The sequence below is a fragment of the Pseudomonas sp. G5(2012) genome, from assembly GCF_000408945.1.
In the GTDB taxonomy this organism is placed as follows: domain Bacteria; phylum Pseudomonadota; class Gammaproteobacteria; order Pseudomonadales; family Pseudomonadaceae; genus Aquipseudomonas; species Aquipseudomonas umsongensis.
This window is the reverse complement of record NZ_APIO01000001.1, coordinates 257,319-274,345: the sequence shown is the minus strand read 5'-3', so window position 1 is coordinate 274,345 and position 17,027 is coordinate 257,319. Positions and strand designations below refer to the sequence as shown.

At 52.5% G+C, this 17,027-nt stretch carries 13 protein-coding genes; 6 read left to right on the top strand and 7 right to left on the bottom strand.

The annotated features are described in order from the left end of the window. Nucleotides 1-33 precede the first annotated feature (33 nt). Both PG5_RS01195 and PG5_RS01190 read right to left on the bottom strand, forming a co-directional pair. Complete coding sequence (locus PG5_RS01195; RefSeq protein WP_020795266.1) at nt 34-3,372, bottom strand: hypothetical protein; 3,339 nt, start codon at nt 3,370-3,372, stop codon at nt 34-36. A 20-nt stretch (nt 3,373-3,392) separates the two neighbouring features. Beyond that, nucleotides 3,393-3,737 (bottom strand): hypothetical protein, encoded by a 345-nt coding sequence (locus tag PG5_RS01190; RefSeq protein WP_020795265.1) that lies wholly within the window; start codon nt 3,735-3,737, stop codon nt 3,393-3,395. Nucleotides 3,738-4,004: 267 nt separating this feature from the next. Between PG5_RS01190 and PG5_RS01185 the strand changes: the two genes are divergently transcribed. Continuing rightward, nucleotides 4,005-5,279, top strand: coding sequence for a YiiX/YebB-like N1pC/P60 family cysteine hydrolase (locus PG5_RS01185; RefSeq protein ID WP_155943691.1), 1,275 nt, complete (start codon nt 4,005-4,007; stop codon nt 5,277-5,279). Nucleotides 5,280-5,686: 407 nt separating this feature from the next. Further along, the gene (locus tag PG5_RS01180; RefSeq protein ID WP_081648124.1) at nt 5,687-6,730 is read left to right on the top strand and encodes a hypothetical protein; all 1,044 of its coding nucleotides are present in this window, start codon (nt 5,687-5,689) and stop codon (nt 6,728-6,730) included. 316 nt (nt 6,731-7,046) lie between these two features. On the opposite strand, the gene PG5_RS01175 is transcribed toward PG5_RS01180, so the two are convergent. Next, nucleotides 7,047-7,730 (bottom strand): GNAT family N-acetyltransferase, encoded by a 684-nt coding sequence (locus PG5_RS01175; RefSeq protein ID WP_020795261.1) that lies wholly within the window; start codon nt 7,728-7,730, stop codon nt 7,047-7,049. A 387-nt stretch (nt 7,731-8,117) separates the two neighbouring features. On the opposite strand from PG5_RS01175, the gene PG5_RS34705 reads away from it, so the two are divergent. Beyond that, the gene (locus PG5_RS34705) at nt 8,118-8,345 is read left to right on the top strand and encodes a BPSL0761 family protein (RefSeq protein ID WP_042955132.1); all 228 of its coding nucleotides are present in this window, start codon (nt 8,118-8,120) and stop codon (nt 8,343-8,345) included. 822 nt (nt 8,346-9,167) lie between these two features. Here the strand turns inward: PG5_RS34705 and PG5_RS34700 are convergent. After that, nucleotides 9,168-9,389: a BPSL0761 family protein gene (locus PG5_RS34700; protein ID WP_371106593.1), complete on the bottom strand. Its 222-nt coding sequence runs from the start codon at nt 9,387-9,389 to the stop codon at nt 9,168-9,170. A 90-nt stretch (nt 9,390-9,479) separates the two neighbouring features. Next, the gene (locus PG5_RS01160; protein ID WP_042955130.1) at nt 9,480-9,908 is read right to left on the bottom strand and encodes a hypothetical protein; all 429 of its coding nucleotides are present in this window, start codon (nt 9,906-9,908) and stop codon (nt 9,480-9,482) included. An 87-nt stretch (nt 9,909-9,995) separates the two neighbouring features. Between PG5_RS01160 and PG5_RS01155 the strand changes: the two genes are divergently transcribed. Next, entirely contained in the window at nt 9,996-10,292 is a 297-nt protein-coding gene (locus PG5_RS01155) for a helix-turn-helix domain-containing protein (protein ID WP_042955194.1), read from the top strand. Nucleotides 10,293-10,900: 608 nt separating this feature from the next. On the opposite strand, the gene PG5_RS01145 is transcribed toward PG5_RS01155, so the two are convergent. Beyond that, the gene (locus PG5_RS01145; RefSeq protein ID WP_020795258.1) at nt 10,901-12,565 is read right to left on the bottom strand and encodes an MFS transporter; all 1,665 of its coding nucleotides are present in this window, start codon (nt 12,563-12,565) and stop codon (nt 10,901-10,903) included. A 49-nt stretch (nt 12,566-12,614) separates the two neighbouring features. Further along, complete coding sequence (locus PG5_RS01140; RefSeq protein ID WP_081648122.1) at nt 12,615-14,237, bottom strand: OprD family porin; 1,623 nt, start codon at nt 14,235-14,237, stop codon at nt 12,615-12,617. 205 nt (nt 14,238-14,442) lie between these two features. Here PG5_RS01140 and PG5_RS01135 point away from each other — a divergent pair, with 205 nt between their 5' ends. Both PG5_RS01135 and PG5_RS01130 read left to right on the top strand, forming a co-directional pair. Further along, nucleotides 14,443-16,122, top strand: coding sequence for an FAD-dependent oxidoreductase (locus PG5_RS01135; protein ID WP_020795256.1), 1,680 nt, complete (start codon nt 14,443-14,445; stop codon nt 16,120-16,122). Further along, nucleotides 16,119-17,024 carry a fumarylacetoacetate hydrolase family protein gene (locus PG5_RS01130; protein ID WP_020795255.1) on the top strand — a complete coding sequence of 302 codons (906 nt, stop codon included), beginning with the start codon at nt 16,119-16,121 and terminating at the stop codon, nt 17,022-17,024. Before PG5_RS01135 ends, PG5_RS01130 begins: the two co-directional genes overlap by 4 nt. The last annotated feature ends 3 nt before the right edge of the window (nt 17,025-17,027 follow it).

Below are 17,027 nucleotides of genomic sequence, written 5' to 3'. Positions count from 1 at the left end.
GTAGAGCACATTTAAATTTTCGTGAGAAGAATTTTAAGTTCGATCGCTCTCCAAATCCTCAGGGGATGTTGACGTTACAAGATATAAGTTCTCTTTAATGATGTTTATATCAAAAAAATGGCCTTGCGCAAATTGCATGAAGTAGCCGATAACGTATTGTAGAAAGCTCTGGTGGTCTGTGATCTGTTCAGAGATGTAGGCGAGCGCGGCGGCGAATCGGTACTCAGCGTGCGCTTTATCATAGGATTTTAGGAAGAGCTCTATGCCATGATTGAACACATGTGAAGAATAAGACGTGACAGGTGTATATGACGGAGAGTTAACCCTGTGGCGGCCCCTTGAGAAGAATTGGCCCTGAAGGTGAACGAGTATCAAGTCAAGTAAGAATGTAGGATTCTCACTCCCCACAAAAATCTGTTTGCCGTGGTTCTGGATGATTTTGAATAAAATGAATCCAGCAAGATTATTCGGGTGCTCTGCGAGCTTTTTGACCTCTGAATACGTAAGGGGCAGTGGCAAAGCTCCCATTGCGTATAGCATGACTGCATGTCGCTTATGCTCAAAATCAAATGGCGCGCTGGACATTGCTCGAGCAATTAACGCATGAGCATTGACCACTAAACGATCATAGGACTCATGTAGCTTAGCGAACACTGGGTCCATACACAGCCATGGGACGTTGCTTGCTGATGAGAGCTGCATTGCGTCATACACCGTGTGATCGACACCCCCTCTGATGGAATAAACCTCCAGCGCGGCGTTGTGCAACCCTGGGTGGCCAACTGACGAGTTTTCCAAGATGCATCTCAGCGCGGCAATAACATGCCCATTGTGCGCTTGGAGGTCGGACGCTGTGGTGCGATAAAATTTTCCGGCATCCGTAACGCCCATCATCATGAATTTTTCGTCGCTGATCTTTGCAACCCACGCACTTAAAGCTTCCTTGGTGGCTGCCGGCAAGATGAACGTAATGCCGCTTTCCAGCAACCGTTTCGCTAGGTCCGTGACGGCAAGGTAGCTGATGCTGTATGCGTCTAGTATCACCGCCTTCGGATCGGCGTCCCCGATGGCATAAAGCAACGATTTGGGAATTCCGGCATCTGTCCAGCAATTGAAAGCTGCCTTGAAAGCATTCTCCGAGAACAGCCCATGTCCTCGCATGAACAATGGGATGCTGTCGATCGTCCGAAGTTGAGACCTTCTTTCGCTTCCCAGACTCAGCTTTTCCTCGAGAAAAGGTACAAGCTCTGCTGCGTCTGATGGGGGCCTCATAATTACGAAGCAGTCACTGCCGTCATTGTGCGTATGCCGGAGTTGAGCTGCCATTCGTAGGCAAGCGATGTAGGGCGGAAGGTGCTCCTCGATCACGTATGTCACCATCCCGAGTGCCAGCTTCTCATCAATTGCTGAGGTCAGCAGCAACTGTCCTAAATAGCTAGAGCCCTTCAACGTGCATTCGCTCACATCCAAGTGATCCTCGACGATCAGCTTGGTCAGCCTGACACCGTCTTGGGTAAATTGAACTGCTCCCAGGCATTGCGGCAACGTTTGCGAAATCTCGATATCGGCTCGTCCGTCCATGCTGGAGCCAAAGTGAAAGTCGACGAACTCGATTGCCAGGTTGAGAGGATCCTGGATGAACCAATCCACCCACTTAGTCTCTGCGCGTTTGAAATTTCCTGCCCGGGTCATGAAAAATAAAATTGCCACCGTCTCCCTGGAGTAGTGCTCCAACAGAGAGTCGAAGATCCGCGTTTGAAAGTTGCGCTGCTCCTCGATGTCTTGATATCTGTCCCGCAGATAACAACCCCGGTACCAGCAATGCGGCAAGTCTGGAGCGAGGTCGATCATTTGGTTGCTGATTTCTAAGGCGAGCGGGATTTCCCCTAGCTTTTCATGTTTTAGCGAGCAGAAATTCATCAATGAGAGGGAAGATTCGGCGTCGGCCACTCTACCCAAGACTTCATCAAAGGTTTTGAACTGCTGTGCTTCTAATAAGCATTTGAGATGCGTTACGACAAAGTTTGATGGCCAAAGCGCGTGGTCACCTATGATCGGCGACGTTAAGATCAGTGCCTTGTCAGGCAGCTCTGCATCGAACAGTTTTTCAGCGAGTTCGAAGATTCGTGCGGGGGAGATTTCATTGATTTCATGACCCCACTTGTCGAAAAAGTGTTCTACCGCCTCGGCCAGAGCGCTTCGCTGTGCCAAATCATCATGCTGTTCTGCAGCTCTGAACGAGCGAGCAAAAAGCTGCGTGAATGCGACTTCCTTTTCGGAGAGATCGCTGATTGTCATCTCACCTGCTAACCAATCCGTTATTTCGGCGGGGGTAGCAAGGTGGATAAAAGGAATCACCTGATTAATGGTATGACTGGTCGCGGCGAGAAAATCCCTGCACCACGCATTTCGCGTGGAGTAGCTTTCACTGGCGGCCTGCAGGTCGCGCTGCCACTGAGGAAGTTCGGAGTCATCACCGGCTATCGCTTTCAACTGAGCAGCAGTTTCGGCGTGGGACGGCCCCAAGAAATCAGCATATTTCTTAAGCGCGTCGAGCAGAGCGGCTGGATGGGCCCCTTGATAGCAGCTCAGTATGGGGCACGCCATATTGTAAAGGCGTAGGTCTGTACCGTTTGAGCGTCCCAAGAGATCGACAACTTCAGCGGTCAGCGCGTCAAGCTTCTGCTTTACCTGGGGGGAGCACAGCCATAGGTGACGCTGGTGTAGCTCGCTATTGAGAGCCAAAGCACTAACCAACACTCGAAGCACCTTGGCGTTATAGCTCGGATACATCTCGAGTAATCGATCCCCAACGCGCACTGCTATGTCTAGCAGTTCCAACCTGAACGCACCCTCAACAATGCCATTCATCTCACTTTCAGTGAGGATGAATTTTTGGCTAACTGCCTCCAGTTCGGCCTCATCCGCAAGGAGGCTTAAAAATGCTTCTTTGGCATACTGGCCGGGCTGCGATTCAGAGGCGAAGTGTTTTTTTGTTTCCGCCTCTTTTTCGGTTCCGGCAGAGAGCCTGATCATCGCAGCGAGACAGACATCTTTAACGATTGAGTCCGCGGTCGCCGAAACGATTTTGAAGATGGTACCCCATGCAGTGCCTTGGTCTGCGGGCTCAATCAAATCGCCATAAATTGAAATGGCTTCTAGTAGCGCGTCGGTCTCGAGGTCCTGGTGGGCCATGGACTTCAGCAGGCTCATCTGGGTTTTTGCCTTATCCAGGTCTTTTTTGCGCAGGCTCTCGAACACCATCTCCATAGGCTTGAGAAGGACGTCCGGGGCTAGTGTTTTGATCGTTACGAAGATTTTATCTCGAACATTATCGCCACTTCCGCTGTGATGCTGCTCAAACGTACTCAACCTGCGCTACCTCAGACCGATCAGTTATTAACGATTTTATTACCGGCAACGTTGTCTCCACTGCCGCTATGGGTTTGGGTGACGGTATTGATTTGTGACGGTGCAAACAAGGCCGCCTGCGCATTGATGTTGCGAATCAGGTCCTGAAACTCAGCTGATTCATCAAGGCGTCGAGTGATGGCTATCTCGCTCATTTCATTGCTTATTTTGAGCTTGGTCAGCTCATCAGCCACAGCGTCGGCCAGCACCTCGTCTCTGATCCACTGAGCTAAATACTCTTTCAGAGATTGGCCTGTGAGCTTCAGGCCATGCTTGAAGATGTCATAGGCGGAGCTCGCGATGATGCCGGAGGTGATGAAGTCCATTGTGCTGTATTCCTTCAATTAACATGACCTGAGGAGCCGACTCCTCAGGAGACAGGACAGACCGTTCAGCTGTGAATCGGTTGAGCTAGAGAGGGCTACTGTAATGTGTGCCAATCTAACTGGGGCGATCTATGCTAGCACCTGTGACGTATACCGGTACCGTTAGCCGGCTGTCGAATGTCTTCAAATTTCTGGTTTTTTGCTGATGTCGCCCGTATGGCTTTGGCATCTCCTTCATACCAAACCTGCGCCGGAGCAATGCCCAGAATGGAAGGTGAGACGAATGAATTGGAACTACGCCCTCGGGTGTTCGACTCCTATCTTATCCAGCTCGGCGATATTGTCCTGACGACCACCCCGGATCCGATGAGCCTAACGATCCGTAGAGTCACCGGCGCGGACATTTCTCACGCAATGATTTGTGTTGGTAAGTCGAGTGTGATCGATTCAACCGGCGACGGTGTACACGCACGCAACCTTGAGCGGCTCATTCTCGAACCTGGCTGCGCGGGGTATGTGCTGCGGCCGTTGAAGCCACTGACGACTGAGCAATTGCATTCTGTCATCTCCTTCGTTAGAGCTGCGGTTGGCACTCGGTACTCCATGACTGGAGCCGCCAAGAGTGTGCTTGCTGGTTTCGTGGTCGGTCGGAGACAGTATTGTTCGCGCTTAGTCGCCCAGGCTTACCATAGGGCCGGCGTGAACCTAGTGCCGGATGCGGACTTTTGTCATCCCGGGGAATTGCTGAAGAGTGTGGCGCTCGTTGAGATCCCAAATGTGCTTAGAGATCTCAGCGCAGCAGAAGAGGCTGACTGGCGTGACAGTATCGATCACGTTCAGGCTATGCGCGACTCAACCAACCTCTTGCTTCGGGAGGCCCGCAAGCTGTCCTCTGACATTGAGTCACTCAACGACATCGATGCATACCTGGTTGAGCATCAGGAGGCAGACGTTCACTTGGTGCAAGCTCTGAGAACTTCGAGATATCTGGATCTGTGGCGAGATGAGCTTGAAAGGAATGCCTGGCAGTACCACCTCGCTGTTATGGAGGAATACGAGCGGTCGGCGGAGGGTAAGAAGAGGTATTGTGAGGAGCTATTGGCAAGCGAGAAGCTGGGCCAAAATCGTTTTGTCGTTAACCACGCGTGCTACGTGACCTTGAACGCATTGCATCCTCGCAAATACTTCGCTCTGAAGATCGACTTGTACAAGCTTCTGACCCAGCAGCATGCTCGACGCATAAAGGCGGCCGCTACTTGGCTTGAACGTAGGGGACTGCTGGAGCCTGAACTTCGCACGTTGCTCCGCCCGCACACGCCGGAGTGGTTCGCTTCGCTACGCGAATGGAACCCAAAGCAGGCCGCGATGACGGAAGCGGGCATTAGGATAGCGGGAAGCTTGGATGTATGCACTGTCTGCGCAGATGAGCCAGCTCGCGATTATGTCCTCTTGAATACGCCTGCCGCTGGACCGGGGACGCTTCGGCTTTGCGATGATTGTTTTCGTATCCGCTCCATTGACGAACCAATGAAGACTTTTTAGCCGAACGAAACTGCGGTTGAGGTGAGCCGAACCTGACCGCGCGCAGGTTGGCTCCAGTCAACACGACTTACACCCTCGATAGAACGACAGCAGCGCAGAGAACTAGTACGACAGCGGTTACTTGCTCCACGCTGACGCATCAAAGGGCGACGACTGCACCACCGAACGCATTAAGGCGTTGGGCTAGGGCCGCTGAACCGTTATCTGGTTTGGAAAATTGCATAAATTTCCTCCCTAGACGCCCATCCAGTCCCTTGATGCGGCTGGTATGAATGCTTACAAAGCCTGCGACTGATCGGCTCGCGGGCGGCGGAATAGGCCCTGTCACAGAACGGGACTGGAAGATACTGGTGGAAGCTGGCGTACTATTCAGAATCAGATAACCATCATCGGCAAGGATTTCCCACGTGGCTAAAAATCAGAAAGCCATGCCGGCTCTCGATGCAGCGAAGCTGCGCGAGAACGCACTCACTTCGATTCGCCTTGGTGTAGAGGATTTCCAACGTAGCCAGGGTGGCGTGAGCCCCGACCCTGCCAGAGCGCTCTCTTCAATCCGGAACCTCTTTGCTGGGGTTTTGCTGCTTTTCAAGTACAAAATCGCGAATGGCGTTGTTGATCCAGCTGACGCGGCGGCCCTGATATTCAATCCTCCAGAAATTCTGCCGCACCCAGATGGTAATGGTGGAGTCACTTGGCAGCCCGCTGCGCGTTTCAAAGATACGACCATTGATGTGGCAACGATAAAGAAGCGCTTTGATGCTTTCGGTATCGAGATGGATTGGGACGTCATATCCAAGCTTCAGTCTTGCCGCAACCATCTGGAGCACCTTCATCCAGCACATACTCTTGGCGAAGTCGCCGATTTTGTAGCGGAATTATTTCCGATACTGCGGGATTTCATCCACGTCGAGCTTGAGGAGGAGCCTGCTGCCATTCTGGGAGATGCGTGGCAAATCATGCTGCTGCATCACGACTTTGTCGCGGATATTAAAGAGCAATGCGATGAGGCTTGGGCCGAAGCCGGTATTCCTGATGGCATGAGTGAGTGGCTTGAGGCATGCAAATGCTCTGAATGCGCCTCGGCACTTCTGAAGCCGGCTCCGGAAAACGTAGATGCTGGCGACACAGTGGAATCCGACGACGAGCGATTCCTCGCAATGTGCGTAAAGTGTGGCCATCGAGAGCTGATCGCGCCTATGTTGCTGGAAGCGCTAGGCAAATCGCATACCTACGATCCACGTGACGGCGAAGAACCCACTTTGGAACTATGCCACGAATGTGATCGGGAAGCTTTCGTCGTCTTAGATCAGGCATGCTTATGGTGCCGCTGCGAACTCGATTACACCGAATGCGAAGACTGCGGTGATCCGCTAGGGCAAGAAGATCAAGTCAACGAAGGCCGATGCTCCTACCACGCTCATGCGTATGAGAAGTTCATGAGCGAAGACTGATCGTTGCGAATCCTTCGTACCCTTACGGGCACTTCTATATGAACTGGGCCTTGGAAGGTGTTGGATAAGAGCTTCGTTGGGGCAGGGAAATCCCGGCGATAAGAGCGATGGTGCCCGCCTCAAAATAGGCGGACACCATCGGCCCTGATGCTGTGTTCGTAAGGTATTTTTTGGGCGCATACAAAAAAATGGACTATCTGCATGAGCACAAAAATGATGACGATCCTGATGGGAAGGGCGCCTCCGGTTGATCGTATAGCTGGTGATCAAACCTGCGCGGTGACTCCATTGTCGCGGCTCCTTTGAAAATTTTTCACTAGATGCCGCCTATCTCCCTAGAGTTGAGGTAGTCCAGAACTCGATCAGCCTCAGCTCTCTGTAACTTAGAAAAGTTGGTGTAAACATCCCGCACTTTCTTGCCGTACTTATCTCGGAGTAGAGCCTTTTGCTTTTGAACGGTCGGTAGCGTCGAGACATAATCCATGTCGACCGTGGTCATCACACCTTTCGGAAGATCACCGTTTTTCATCTCAACATGTGTCCCGCGCGGACCTACAGGATAAAAACCTAAATGTTCGTAAACCGGCACATTTTCGATTGAAGCACTCAAACCAATAAGCGGGAAGTGTTGGGTTAGGACATCCATCATCTGACGTAAAATACCCTGACGACGATTTTCCGAGCGAACTGCGGTGTAGTTCAAGCCCGCAACTTTAGAACCGTTGCGGTGCGCAGAAATAATCATAAACCCCACAAGAATCTTGTGGTTTTCTTCCTGTTCAGCGGCCGCGATCAAGTAGATATCCATTCCAGGACGTCCAACCCACTGAAGATACAGAGCGACCTCAGCAATCAATTCCGCCTTGGCAACTTCATAAAGCGGATCTGTCTCAGAAACTTTTTGCTTGCTAAGGGAAGTTATGTTGTCACCGACAATTCCAAGCACCGATTGGAGCAGTACCTCGGGAATGCCTAGTTCATAAAATTCAACGTGCGCCATATTTTTCTCCATTTTCTATTTGGTCGCGCTGGTTGCTCGACCAACTCAAAAAACGCTCCATCGATTCGGGTTAACGTCAGGCCAATAACGCGGCCTGCGACATGGTTCGGGAATTTTCGAGAGCCATCTGGCAGATTGACTCGATAAAAAATACCCCGTCAGATGCCACATCTCCAACGTAATACGAACTCCCTATTGATACCTATAAGCGAGTAGGGTTAACGATATCATTATGCCAGCTCAAGCAGGAAAGCTCGGCGGAAAATTCGTTTGAATGAGGCGAATGATCGATGGGCACGGGTGGGGCTTGCCGACGAGGTTAATGGGACTTAAATATAAAGGAGCCTTCGCTCTAATTTATCGCTAAATAGCCGGAGGTAGATCGGAATGACCATGCCAGGTGAGCGCACTCGCGCCGTGATTCAGACGCATGAGTTCCTCGTCGAGTTGTCTCGCGATTCGTCGCTGCCTGAAAAGGTTCGTCGCGATGCCAAATTTCTATTGCGACATTACCCAAGCAAGGCAGACATGGAGAGAGCAGTCCAGAGCGAGGAGCTACCCGCTTCGCTAGCCGAAATAATCGAGCCCGTTTTCGGTAATCCAAGCGATGGTTGAGGCTCTGCATCGGGTACGGTTTTACAGGGGACATCAAATACGCTGAACTACAGAAGAATTCAGATGGGCCAGAGTCGTCCCCTGGGCTGAGTAATGGAGCCGCATGGATGAATCGTTACTGCGCTAACTAAAGCAGGCGATAGCTGCGCTAGAGCCCCTGGATTTTGAAGTGGAAGGAATCGCTAGCGAGTGGTTGAGATCGCTATTTTTGTTGTCGCATTAATTTCCGATTAGTCTCATTTATTTCCAAATCCGACACTTGCTGATTGTGTCCAAAGCACCACGAACGTTATCGGCGACATCCGATGCCCCTCGCTGCTCGACCCAGAGTGTCAGCTCCTTGATTGCGGCTTTGAGGACGAGCTGGTTTTGATTGATCTTGAATAGCAGGGAAGGGAGCAGGTCTGAGTTCGACATTGTGATTCCACCCTGGAAGACATCAGTGTAACAAACACTCCTGGCTGTTCGGAAAACGATACACTCTAGGCACTCTGCCATCACCGCTACCAGCTTTCGTCACGTACACATCATGGATTACAAGCGTATTAGAGGCATTGATTCATGACAGCGCTTCGCTTTTGAAGAACTCGCTTGCCAGGTTGCACGGCGTGAACCACAAGTCGCTAACGCCGTAGGCGAATAGCAGGTGCCGGGGGGACGGGGGAATCGAAGCATACTGGCTGCTTAGTGACGGAAGCGAGATCGGTTACCAAGCCAAATACTATCTAAAAGCATGTGACATTGATTGGGCTTTTTACTCGATACCTCCTATACATTTCAGAAACTTGTCAGATTACGCATGCTGTCCAGGGATGCTCGGAACTAATCGTCAATTCTTGAGCTAAAGACAGGTTCCAAAAGCCCTGACAATGAGTCTGCGTGTTCCTCGATGCGGCCCGCCGTCACCATGTCCCCTCTCGTCGGGTAGTGGCGCAAAAGAAATTTAGCATCACGACGAATACGCGCGGGTAACGAGGGATCGCGGGATAACTCGACCAGAAAGTCACGAGTATGGATTACTGAGCGGGTGCGCTCATGCGGCATTGTCATTTCACCTCCACACAGACTTAAGGCAAATACTTTATTGCTGGGCTGCGTTTTGCCAGAGTGCTTCATGCGTGCGGCGAGACGGCATTAGCGCTGGTAAATGACGCGCTGAACCTCAAACCTAGCGCTTTTGACCAATTCTGCCTCGCTATACCGCTTACCGTTCTCCAGCGTGTAGATGTAAACGGATTCTCCGGTATGCTCGTTGACGGCTTCTTCGAGGGTGGCCAAGCGCTCCATCATCCACGCCCCGCTGCCATTAACGTCCCCTGGACTGACGACCATGACATCATCGACCCAGAGCGCATCGCCACGATCGTTGAGTAGTTGCTCGAATTCGCGGAGCTCCGGCATAAGTAGTGTGCACTGGTTTTGAGGCCCCGAACGAACATATCCGATCGAAACGTAAAGCCAGATGCTATTGAAGGACAGCTCTGCGTAGCGCCAATGGTGTATCTCGGGCCTACCGGCCATGAGCCCCAAAGGAACTTCGGCCTGTGCGTATGTCACCAACACTAGCGTTTTCCTTGCGAAATGAACACTATAGATTGTAGCTCTATGGTGTGCAATGGGGCTCTATCGTTCCTTTTGTGGGATGGATCGATGGAGCTGGGAAAAGCCTTTGGTGTCACATTAAGGCGTTATCGGGTAAGAGCTGGGCTATCTCAAGAGGCCTTTTCGTCTGTGAGCAGTCGAACCTACATTAGTACGCTGGAGCGAGGCCTCAAAAATCCCACGTTGGACAAAGTTAACGAAATTGCCTCAGCGCTAAAGGTGCATCCCTTAACTCTGCTGACGAGCTACTACCTGACGCTCGATGACACACTGTCGATCGACGATCTGATAGCCCGGATTCGTTCTGAGCTGATCAATGCGAACGGAGAAACCAACGACTATTAGCTTCGGATGTACCGTCAAGGTGGTGTTGACCCGATTGTGGAGTCTCACGAGTTCTCGTAAGTTACCCAATACGGTAAAGCTCTTTCCAAGCGTTCATACCAATGTTTCTATCGACACAGCATGGGAAAGGATACGTCCCTAGGGACTCGTCCCATGCAGTGAGAAATAGGTAAATATCGAGCAGGCTCTGGAGAGTTTATGAAAGGCCGAAGGAAGGTTAAAACCCAGAAGTGGCAATCGTGCGCTCAGTTTGCGACCGTAGCTTGTGCACTGGCTGGTGTAAAGTCGCCCAATCAAGAGATGTTCATGCGCGCCGCGATGCGGATCGGCCGCACTGCCGAGCCTGTAGGGGCAATGGCCGGTACCTATAATGAAGAGCCATCCTCAAACTAGAACTCCGCGCGGCAGGATCGCTTCTACATCAATTTATATGGTGCGCTGATGACCTGTGACACCTCCTATTGAACTCCAACATCAGGCTAGGATATGTCTACGAAGCCAGGGGTGATTCAGATGCTCATTTGGTCGTAGCGGTTGATGGATCATACGGGTACTGCCCGCCACACCCGTCTGGATAGGCGTTGTGGCGGGACTTTTCACATCTATCCTTAAGAGCCTGGAGCTTCTAGCTCCTTTGGAAACGGAGTGCCGGATGCATCCTGCATCGCTCGCGGCTCCTTCGCGATTTCTTCATGCACCCGTGCTTCTGCTTGCGTCAAATTGCGTGCTGCGTAAATCAGTGCAAAAAGGGTAATCGGCAGTACAGCGAGAGAACACATGATGGCAAAGCGCAGGTCACCGGTGGCATCGCTGATCAACCCAACGCAGTAGGGCCCCATGCCCAAACCAAAGATGTTCGGTCCCAGTGAGAAGGCGGCGAACGCCGTACCCCGCAGCCGGGGTACTACTAAGTCTTGAGTCGTGGCCTGTAACGGTCCGAACCACATTGGGACGAAGAACGTGGAGATGGAATAGGCCACGTAAAATACCGTGACACTCTCGGTTAGATACTGCACGACACTGGCTGCGGTAAAGCTCGAGACTGTGACGCACACGAAGAACAAGCGACCGGCGGGATGTCGGCGACGAGCCTTGTCGCAGAGCCAGCCACTTAGGGCAATGCCCATCCCGCCGGCAATGATGGCGATAACGCCAAGGTGCAGACCCGCCTCAGAGGTAAAACCGAGACTACGTGTTGCATAGACGAATACGAAACCGTTGACCGCGTTCATGGTGAACGCCAGAAAGCCACCCGCTACCATGAGCATGCGGAAGGTTTTAGAACCGGTTATCAAACGATGAGTCAGCGGGTCACTCAATCGGGCTGATTGAAACCAGTTGGCGCAGGCGTAAAAGGCAATACCCATGGCCAACCATTGCACAAAGTTACTGGTAATGGAAAAGCCTGCAACGGAGCCCAGCTCAGCTTTCCGGGCTGCCGAGAGTACCGCATTGGTAGCCCAGGTTCCGCATACGATCATCATAATAGCCAGCATTAGATTAATGCTATTACGTAGGTATTCGATTGGTGCGGCCTGAGTTGTCCTGAGGCGCATCCAGCTCCAAGGCGGAAACATCGCTGCCAAGTCGCGCATGGCTTGTCGGAAGGGGTTTGGTAGTGGTTTGACTGGAGTTCCGTCGAGGCGACCACGAACGGGTTCGCGTATTGTCAATATCACCACCAACGCAAACAATATCCCAGGCAGTCCGACTCCAATGAAGGACGCTTGCCAGCCGGTAAGTCCAAACGGCGCCGCTGCTCCATTTTGGCCGTACGCGTTTTGCCAGGCAGTGACGATCGAACCGCCGATCATCAGCGATGCTCCTGCCCCTAGATAGACACCCACTGAGTACAGCGCCAATACGGTCCCACGTCGCGCCTGTTCAAAATAATCGCCCAGTAACGAGATCGCCGCAGGAGAGGAGCTTGCCTCACCTATACCTACGCCGATTCTGGCCATGCCCAGGTCGGTAAAATGCCGCGCTGCGCCGGAAAGAGTCGTCATCAGCGACCAAAACGATAAACCCAGAGCGAGAGTGCGCACTCGACTCCAGCCATCGGCTAGGCGCGCTAGGGGTATGCCGAAGACGCAGTAAAACAATGCAAATGAAGTGCCATAGAGCAATCCCAATTGCGCATCGGAAATGCCAAGATCTGCTTTGATATATGGCGCAAGAATCGACACGATTTGTCGGTCGATATAACTGAAGGCGTAGATCAGGGTAAGTACCAGTAATACATACCAGCGGTACCAGGGGCGTTCAGTAATCATAATGGTCTACCTTTTTTTTTATTAAAGATATCGGTGTGAGTGCCCCGAATCAGAATACCTTGATCGGCATCTCAATGATAATCCGGAATTCATCGAAGTCTGGCCATCGGGTGCCAGTAGTGGCACGGTGTTTAGCATTGCGCAGGCGGATACTAAGATCCTTGGCTTTGCCTGACTGAACTACGTAGCCCAAATCGATGTCGCGCTCCCATTGTTTATTATCGTTGGGGTCTGAATCGTAGTTACCAATTTTCTTGTAGAAACTATTATCACTATGACTGTTGTCCATGCCTTGGCCGCGGATATAGCGCGTCATTAACGTCAAGCCGGGAATGCCGTACCCCGCAAAATTTAAGTCATATCGCAGCTGCCAAGACCGCTCGTGGGGTTCAGAGAATGGAAACACGCTACTCACATTATTGAGGTATGGAATTCCACTTTGGGTGCGTTCGAAGGCGATGTAGTCGAATGGTTCGTCGCCATCCACATATTGGTATGCTAATGAGATTTTATGACTGCCGAAGCGATAGGCGCCCAATACGGAATAGGTAAAGTTCTCGATTGGTCCGCCCTTTTCGGCACCATAGCTACGAGTGTTATATCCATTAAACTCAAAGAGCAGTGCCTTGTTGTCACTCAACGGCATGGTATAGCTGGCTCCCCCGTAATATTGGTGCCAAATGTCTTGGTATTCCGAACCGTAGAAAGTTGCGGTGAAACTGTTTTCAGCCTTGTATGTGCCACCGACGTAACTCAGGCTGCGACCTGCAGGCAGCACACCATAGTCGGTGGTGATCTCTCCGTCAGTGTTGGTGGAGTCATTACTGGTGACAGCCGTGAAGCGTCCGGCCTGTATATTTAGATGGTTGAACTCGTTGCTGGTGACGCTGAGCCCGCGAGCGCTGCTGGGCAATAGGCGCACATCCGAATAGGACAGCACTGGTACCTGTGGCATTTGCTCACCGAATTTGATTACGGTATTGGAGGCTTGTATCGCTAGAGCCACGCCGGCTTTGGAATATTCGTCCTCAGGATGTCCCGAATCACTCCAAGGCAGCAGACTGGTTCCTGTTCGTCCGCCGCCACTGTCCAGCTTCAGGCCTAATGCGGCATAACCTTCCAGCCCAAAACCCACTGTGCCCTGGGTGAACCCGGTATTGAACTTGGCTATAAAGCCTTGAGCCCACTCGCCCCGGTAGCCGTTGCGTTGAGACAAGGGCTTAAATTTGTTGGTGCCGAGGCCATTGGCGGCACCATCCCGGTAGTCGCGGTTGAAGTAGTAATTGCGCAGCATTAGGTTCAGATGGCTGCCGTCGATCAGACCAGTAGCTTGGTCCTGCTGACTGGCTGCAAATACGTCGGGCGACAGACTCGCCAGCGAACAACACAGCCATGACAAACCAAGCCAGTGACGGTGCGCAGGCAAAGCTGAGGGTAAAAAGCACATGAGGCGCCTCACTGTTATTGTTGTGTGTAAGGGCAACGTGCGGATGTGTCCGAATTTAGAGACGGCATTCATTTGCCAGCGTCCGCCCACTATTAATAGCGGCAGCTGGTATTGATCCGTCCAATACGATTTACCGATTTGTTGAGAACTTAAAGCTCTGTCTTGAAACCAGACATTTCTCCTCTGGAATGAGTCTGAAAGACTATTGGACGTAAATCGGATCATGCTTTATTCATGGCGCCAAAGCAGCGCGCGGCATTGGCACCTAACCACTTTGCGTAAGAACCTTTGCCTCTCAATGCATCGGTAAAGAGTATTGGTCAATCAACTTTTAACTTGGCTAAGTTAAGTCTCGTAGCGATTGACGGCAAAAAATAACAGGCGCCGTTTAATGCATTAAGCCTACTTATCTGGTGAGGAGTTCTTCAACATGGCGCAAAACGATTCGGGACGCCGTACCCCAGTCATGATTATCGGTGCTGGCCCCGTTGGCCTAGCCCTGGCTGGTGATCTGGGATGGCGTGGCATCCCTTCTATTCTGATCGAGAAGAGTGACGGGCAAGTATTTCAACCACGAATGGACATGGTTGGTATCCGCACAATGGAGTTCTGTCGCCGATGGGGCATCGTCGACGACGTGGAAAATGCCGGTTACAACCGGGACTACTCACAGGATTACGCTTGGGTATCGCAACTGGCCGGTGGCTATGAGTTCGGTCGCGAATCTTTCCCCACCGTTCGTGATGAACCCAAGCCAGCGCAGAGCCCGCAAAAACGTGAACGCTGCCCGCAGAATTTCTTTGACCCTGTGCTGACCCGCTTTGCTCAGCGTAGCGGGCTGGCGGAGATTCGCTACAACACCGAGTACGTGTCCCATGAGGAGCATGCCAACGGCGTAACTGTACGTCTGCGCGATATTATCAGTGGCGATGAGCAAGTCGTGGAATGCCAATATCTGGTCGGTTGCGATGGCGGCGCCAGCCGGGTGAAAGAGTGTTTGGGAATCAAGATGACCGGCACCCCGACGCTGACCTATACCACCAATGCCATTATCGAGTGCTCGGGACTTGAGGAGCTGCACGACAAGAAGCCTGGCTACCGCTATATCTTCATCGGCCCCGAGGGTACCTGGAGCACTGTCGTCGCGATCAATGGACGTAACTGGTGGCGTTTCTCAATTGTGGGCGACGGCACAATGCGCACGCTCAGTGAAGAAGACGTGGCCAAGGCATTTCAGCGCGCAGTAGGGCGCGATGACTTCGAGTTCAAGATCATTTCAGTCATGCCCTGGATTCGCCGCCAACTGGTTGCTGACGACTATGGCACTGATCGGGTGGTGATTGCTGGTGATGCGGCGCATCTGACATCGCCGACCGGTGGATTTGGCATGAATATGGGCATCCAGGATTCCGTCGATCTGGGCTGGAAACTTCAGGCGCTGGTTCAGGGCTGGGGTGGGCCGCATCTGATGAGCACATATGAAGAAGAGCGTCGTCCAGTAGCGATTCGGAACGTCAACGAGGCTACCAATAACCTTAAGTTGATGCTTACGCCACGTGACAGTCTCAGCCCTGCAGTGTTCGAACCGGGTGTCGAAGGTGATCGAGCGCGCCAGGAGTTCGGTGACGCGTACACCAAAATGATGAAGCGCGAGTGGTACACCATTGGTATCCATTTGGGCTTCCGCTACGAAGGCTCACAACTGATCGTTCCCGATGGTACGCCTGAACCCGAAGACACAGTCAGTACCTATGTGCAGACTGCACGCCCGGGCCACCGCGCGCCACATGCCTGGCTTGAACCTGGCAAGTCAACTCTGGATCTGTTTGGCCGCGAGTTTGTACTACTGCGCTTCGATCCCGCCCAACCGGTTGACCGTTTGGTGGAGGCAGCGAGTAATGCAGGCATGCCATTGACCGTGGTGGACCTTGATAACCCCGAAGTTCGCGAACTTTACGGGTGTGCGCTTGTGCTGGTGCGTCCTGATGGCCATGTCGCCTGGCGCGACGAGCGTCAACCTCAGGATGCCGGCAGTGTCATCGACACGGTGCGCGGTGCTCGCGCCAGGGCATATGCCTCTCAAGCCACCCAAGAGGTCATCGCATCATGAAACTGATCAGCTACGACAAGGGCCGCCTAGGTGTGGTGACTAATGAGGGTGTCATAGATATCACCGATCTTTCGGGGGTTGCTGCGGATTTCTGGCCGCCAGTCGGCATGGTGCGCCTGGTTGAGAAGTTCGATAATTTGGGCTCCTGCTTGCGCGACGCGATAACTTCGCGGCCTGCGGTGCCGTTGTCTCAAGTGAGGCTGGATGCCCCCATTCGCTGGCCGAACAAGGTGATCGCGTTTCCTGCCAACTACCACGCACACATTGACGAGATGAAGGTCGGCAATGGCAGTGGGGTAATTTCCAGTTTCAAGGCGAGTGGCCAGGGCTTTTTCCTCAAGTCCAACTCCAGCCTCAGTGGCCCGGCCGACGCGATAGTGTTGCCGCCTCTGGATGGCCGGGAAATTCATCATGAATGCGAATTGGGCATTGTCATCGGCAAGCGTGGACGCGGTATCTCTGCGCAAGACAGTCATGAATACGTGTTCGGTTTCACTTGCCTGCTGGACATGGTGGTGCGTGGCGTCGAAGAGCGCGTCATGCGCAAGTCCTTTGACACCTTCTGCCCCACCGGGCCGTGGATCATTACAGCCGATGAAGTGCCAGACTTCAGCAATATCAATATGCGCTTGACCGTCAATGGTCAGGAGCGGCAGTCGGCTTGCACCCGTGATCTGATCGTGAACATCCCCGACATGATCGCCATGGCTTCGGCGGTCATGACTCTGGAACCGGGCGATATTATTGCCAGCGGTACGCCTGCCGGTGTCGGTCCTGTCAAAGAAGGTGATGTAGTCGAAATCACCATTGATGGCATCGGCTCCATGCGTTTGCCAGTGGTGCTTGGCAGCGAAGGCGAACACTCTGTTTGGAACGCCGCCAAGTCTCACCTGGCGGTATAAGGA

Excerpts from the sequence above, each read along its gene's own strand:
- PG5_RS01190 (WP_020795265.1), bottom strand. The coding sequence starts at position 3,737 with ATGGACTTCATCACCTCCGGCATCATCGCGAGCTCCGCCTATGACATC.
- PG5_RS01185 (WP_155943691.1), top strand. The coding sequence starts at position 4,005 with ATGGAAGGTGAGACGAATGAATTGGAACTACGCCCTCGGGTGTTCGAC.
- PG5_RS01175 (WP_020795261.1), bottom strand. The coding sequence starts at position 7,730 with ATGGCGCACGTTGAATTTTATGAACTAGGCATTCCCGAGGTACTGCTC.
- PG5_RS34705 (WP_042955132.1), top strand. The coding sequence starts at position 8,118 with ATGACCATGCCAGGTGAGCGCACTCGCGCCGTGATTCAGACGCATGAG.
- PG5_RS34700 (WP_371106593.1), bottom strand. The coding sequence starts at position 9,389 with ATGCCGCATGAGCGCACCCGCTCAGTAATCCATACTCGTGACTTTCTG.
- PG5_RS01155 (WP_042955194.1), top strand. The coding sequence starts at position 9,996 with ATGGAGCTGGGAAAAGCCTTTGGTGTCACATTAAGGCGTTATCGGGTA.
- PG5_RS01145 (WP_020795258.1), bottom strand. The coding sequence starts at position 12,565 with ATGATTACTGAACGCCCCTGGTACCGCTGGTATGTATTACTGGTACTT.
- PG5_RS01140 (WP_081648122.1), bottom strand. The coding sequence starts at position 14,237 with ATGATCCGATTTACGTCCAATAGTCTTTCAGACTCATTCCAGAGGAGA.
- PG5_RS01135 (WP_020795256.1), top strand. The coding sequence starts at position 14,443 with ATGGCGCAAAACGATTCGGGACGCCGTACCCCAGTCATGATTATCGGT.
- PG5_RS01130 (WP_020795255.1), top strand. The coding sequence starts at position 16,119 with ATGAAACTGATCAGCTACGACAAGGGCCGCCTAGGTGTGGTGACTAAT.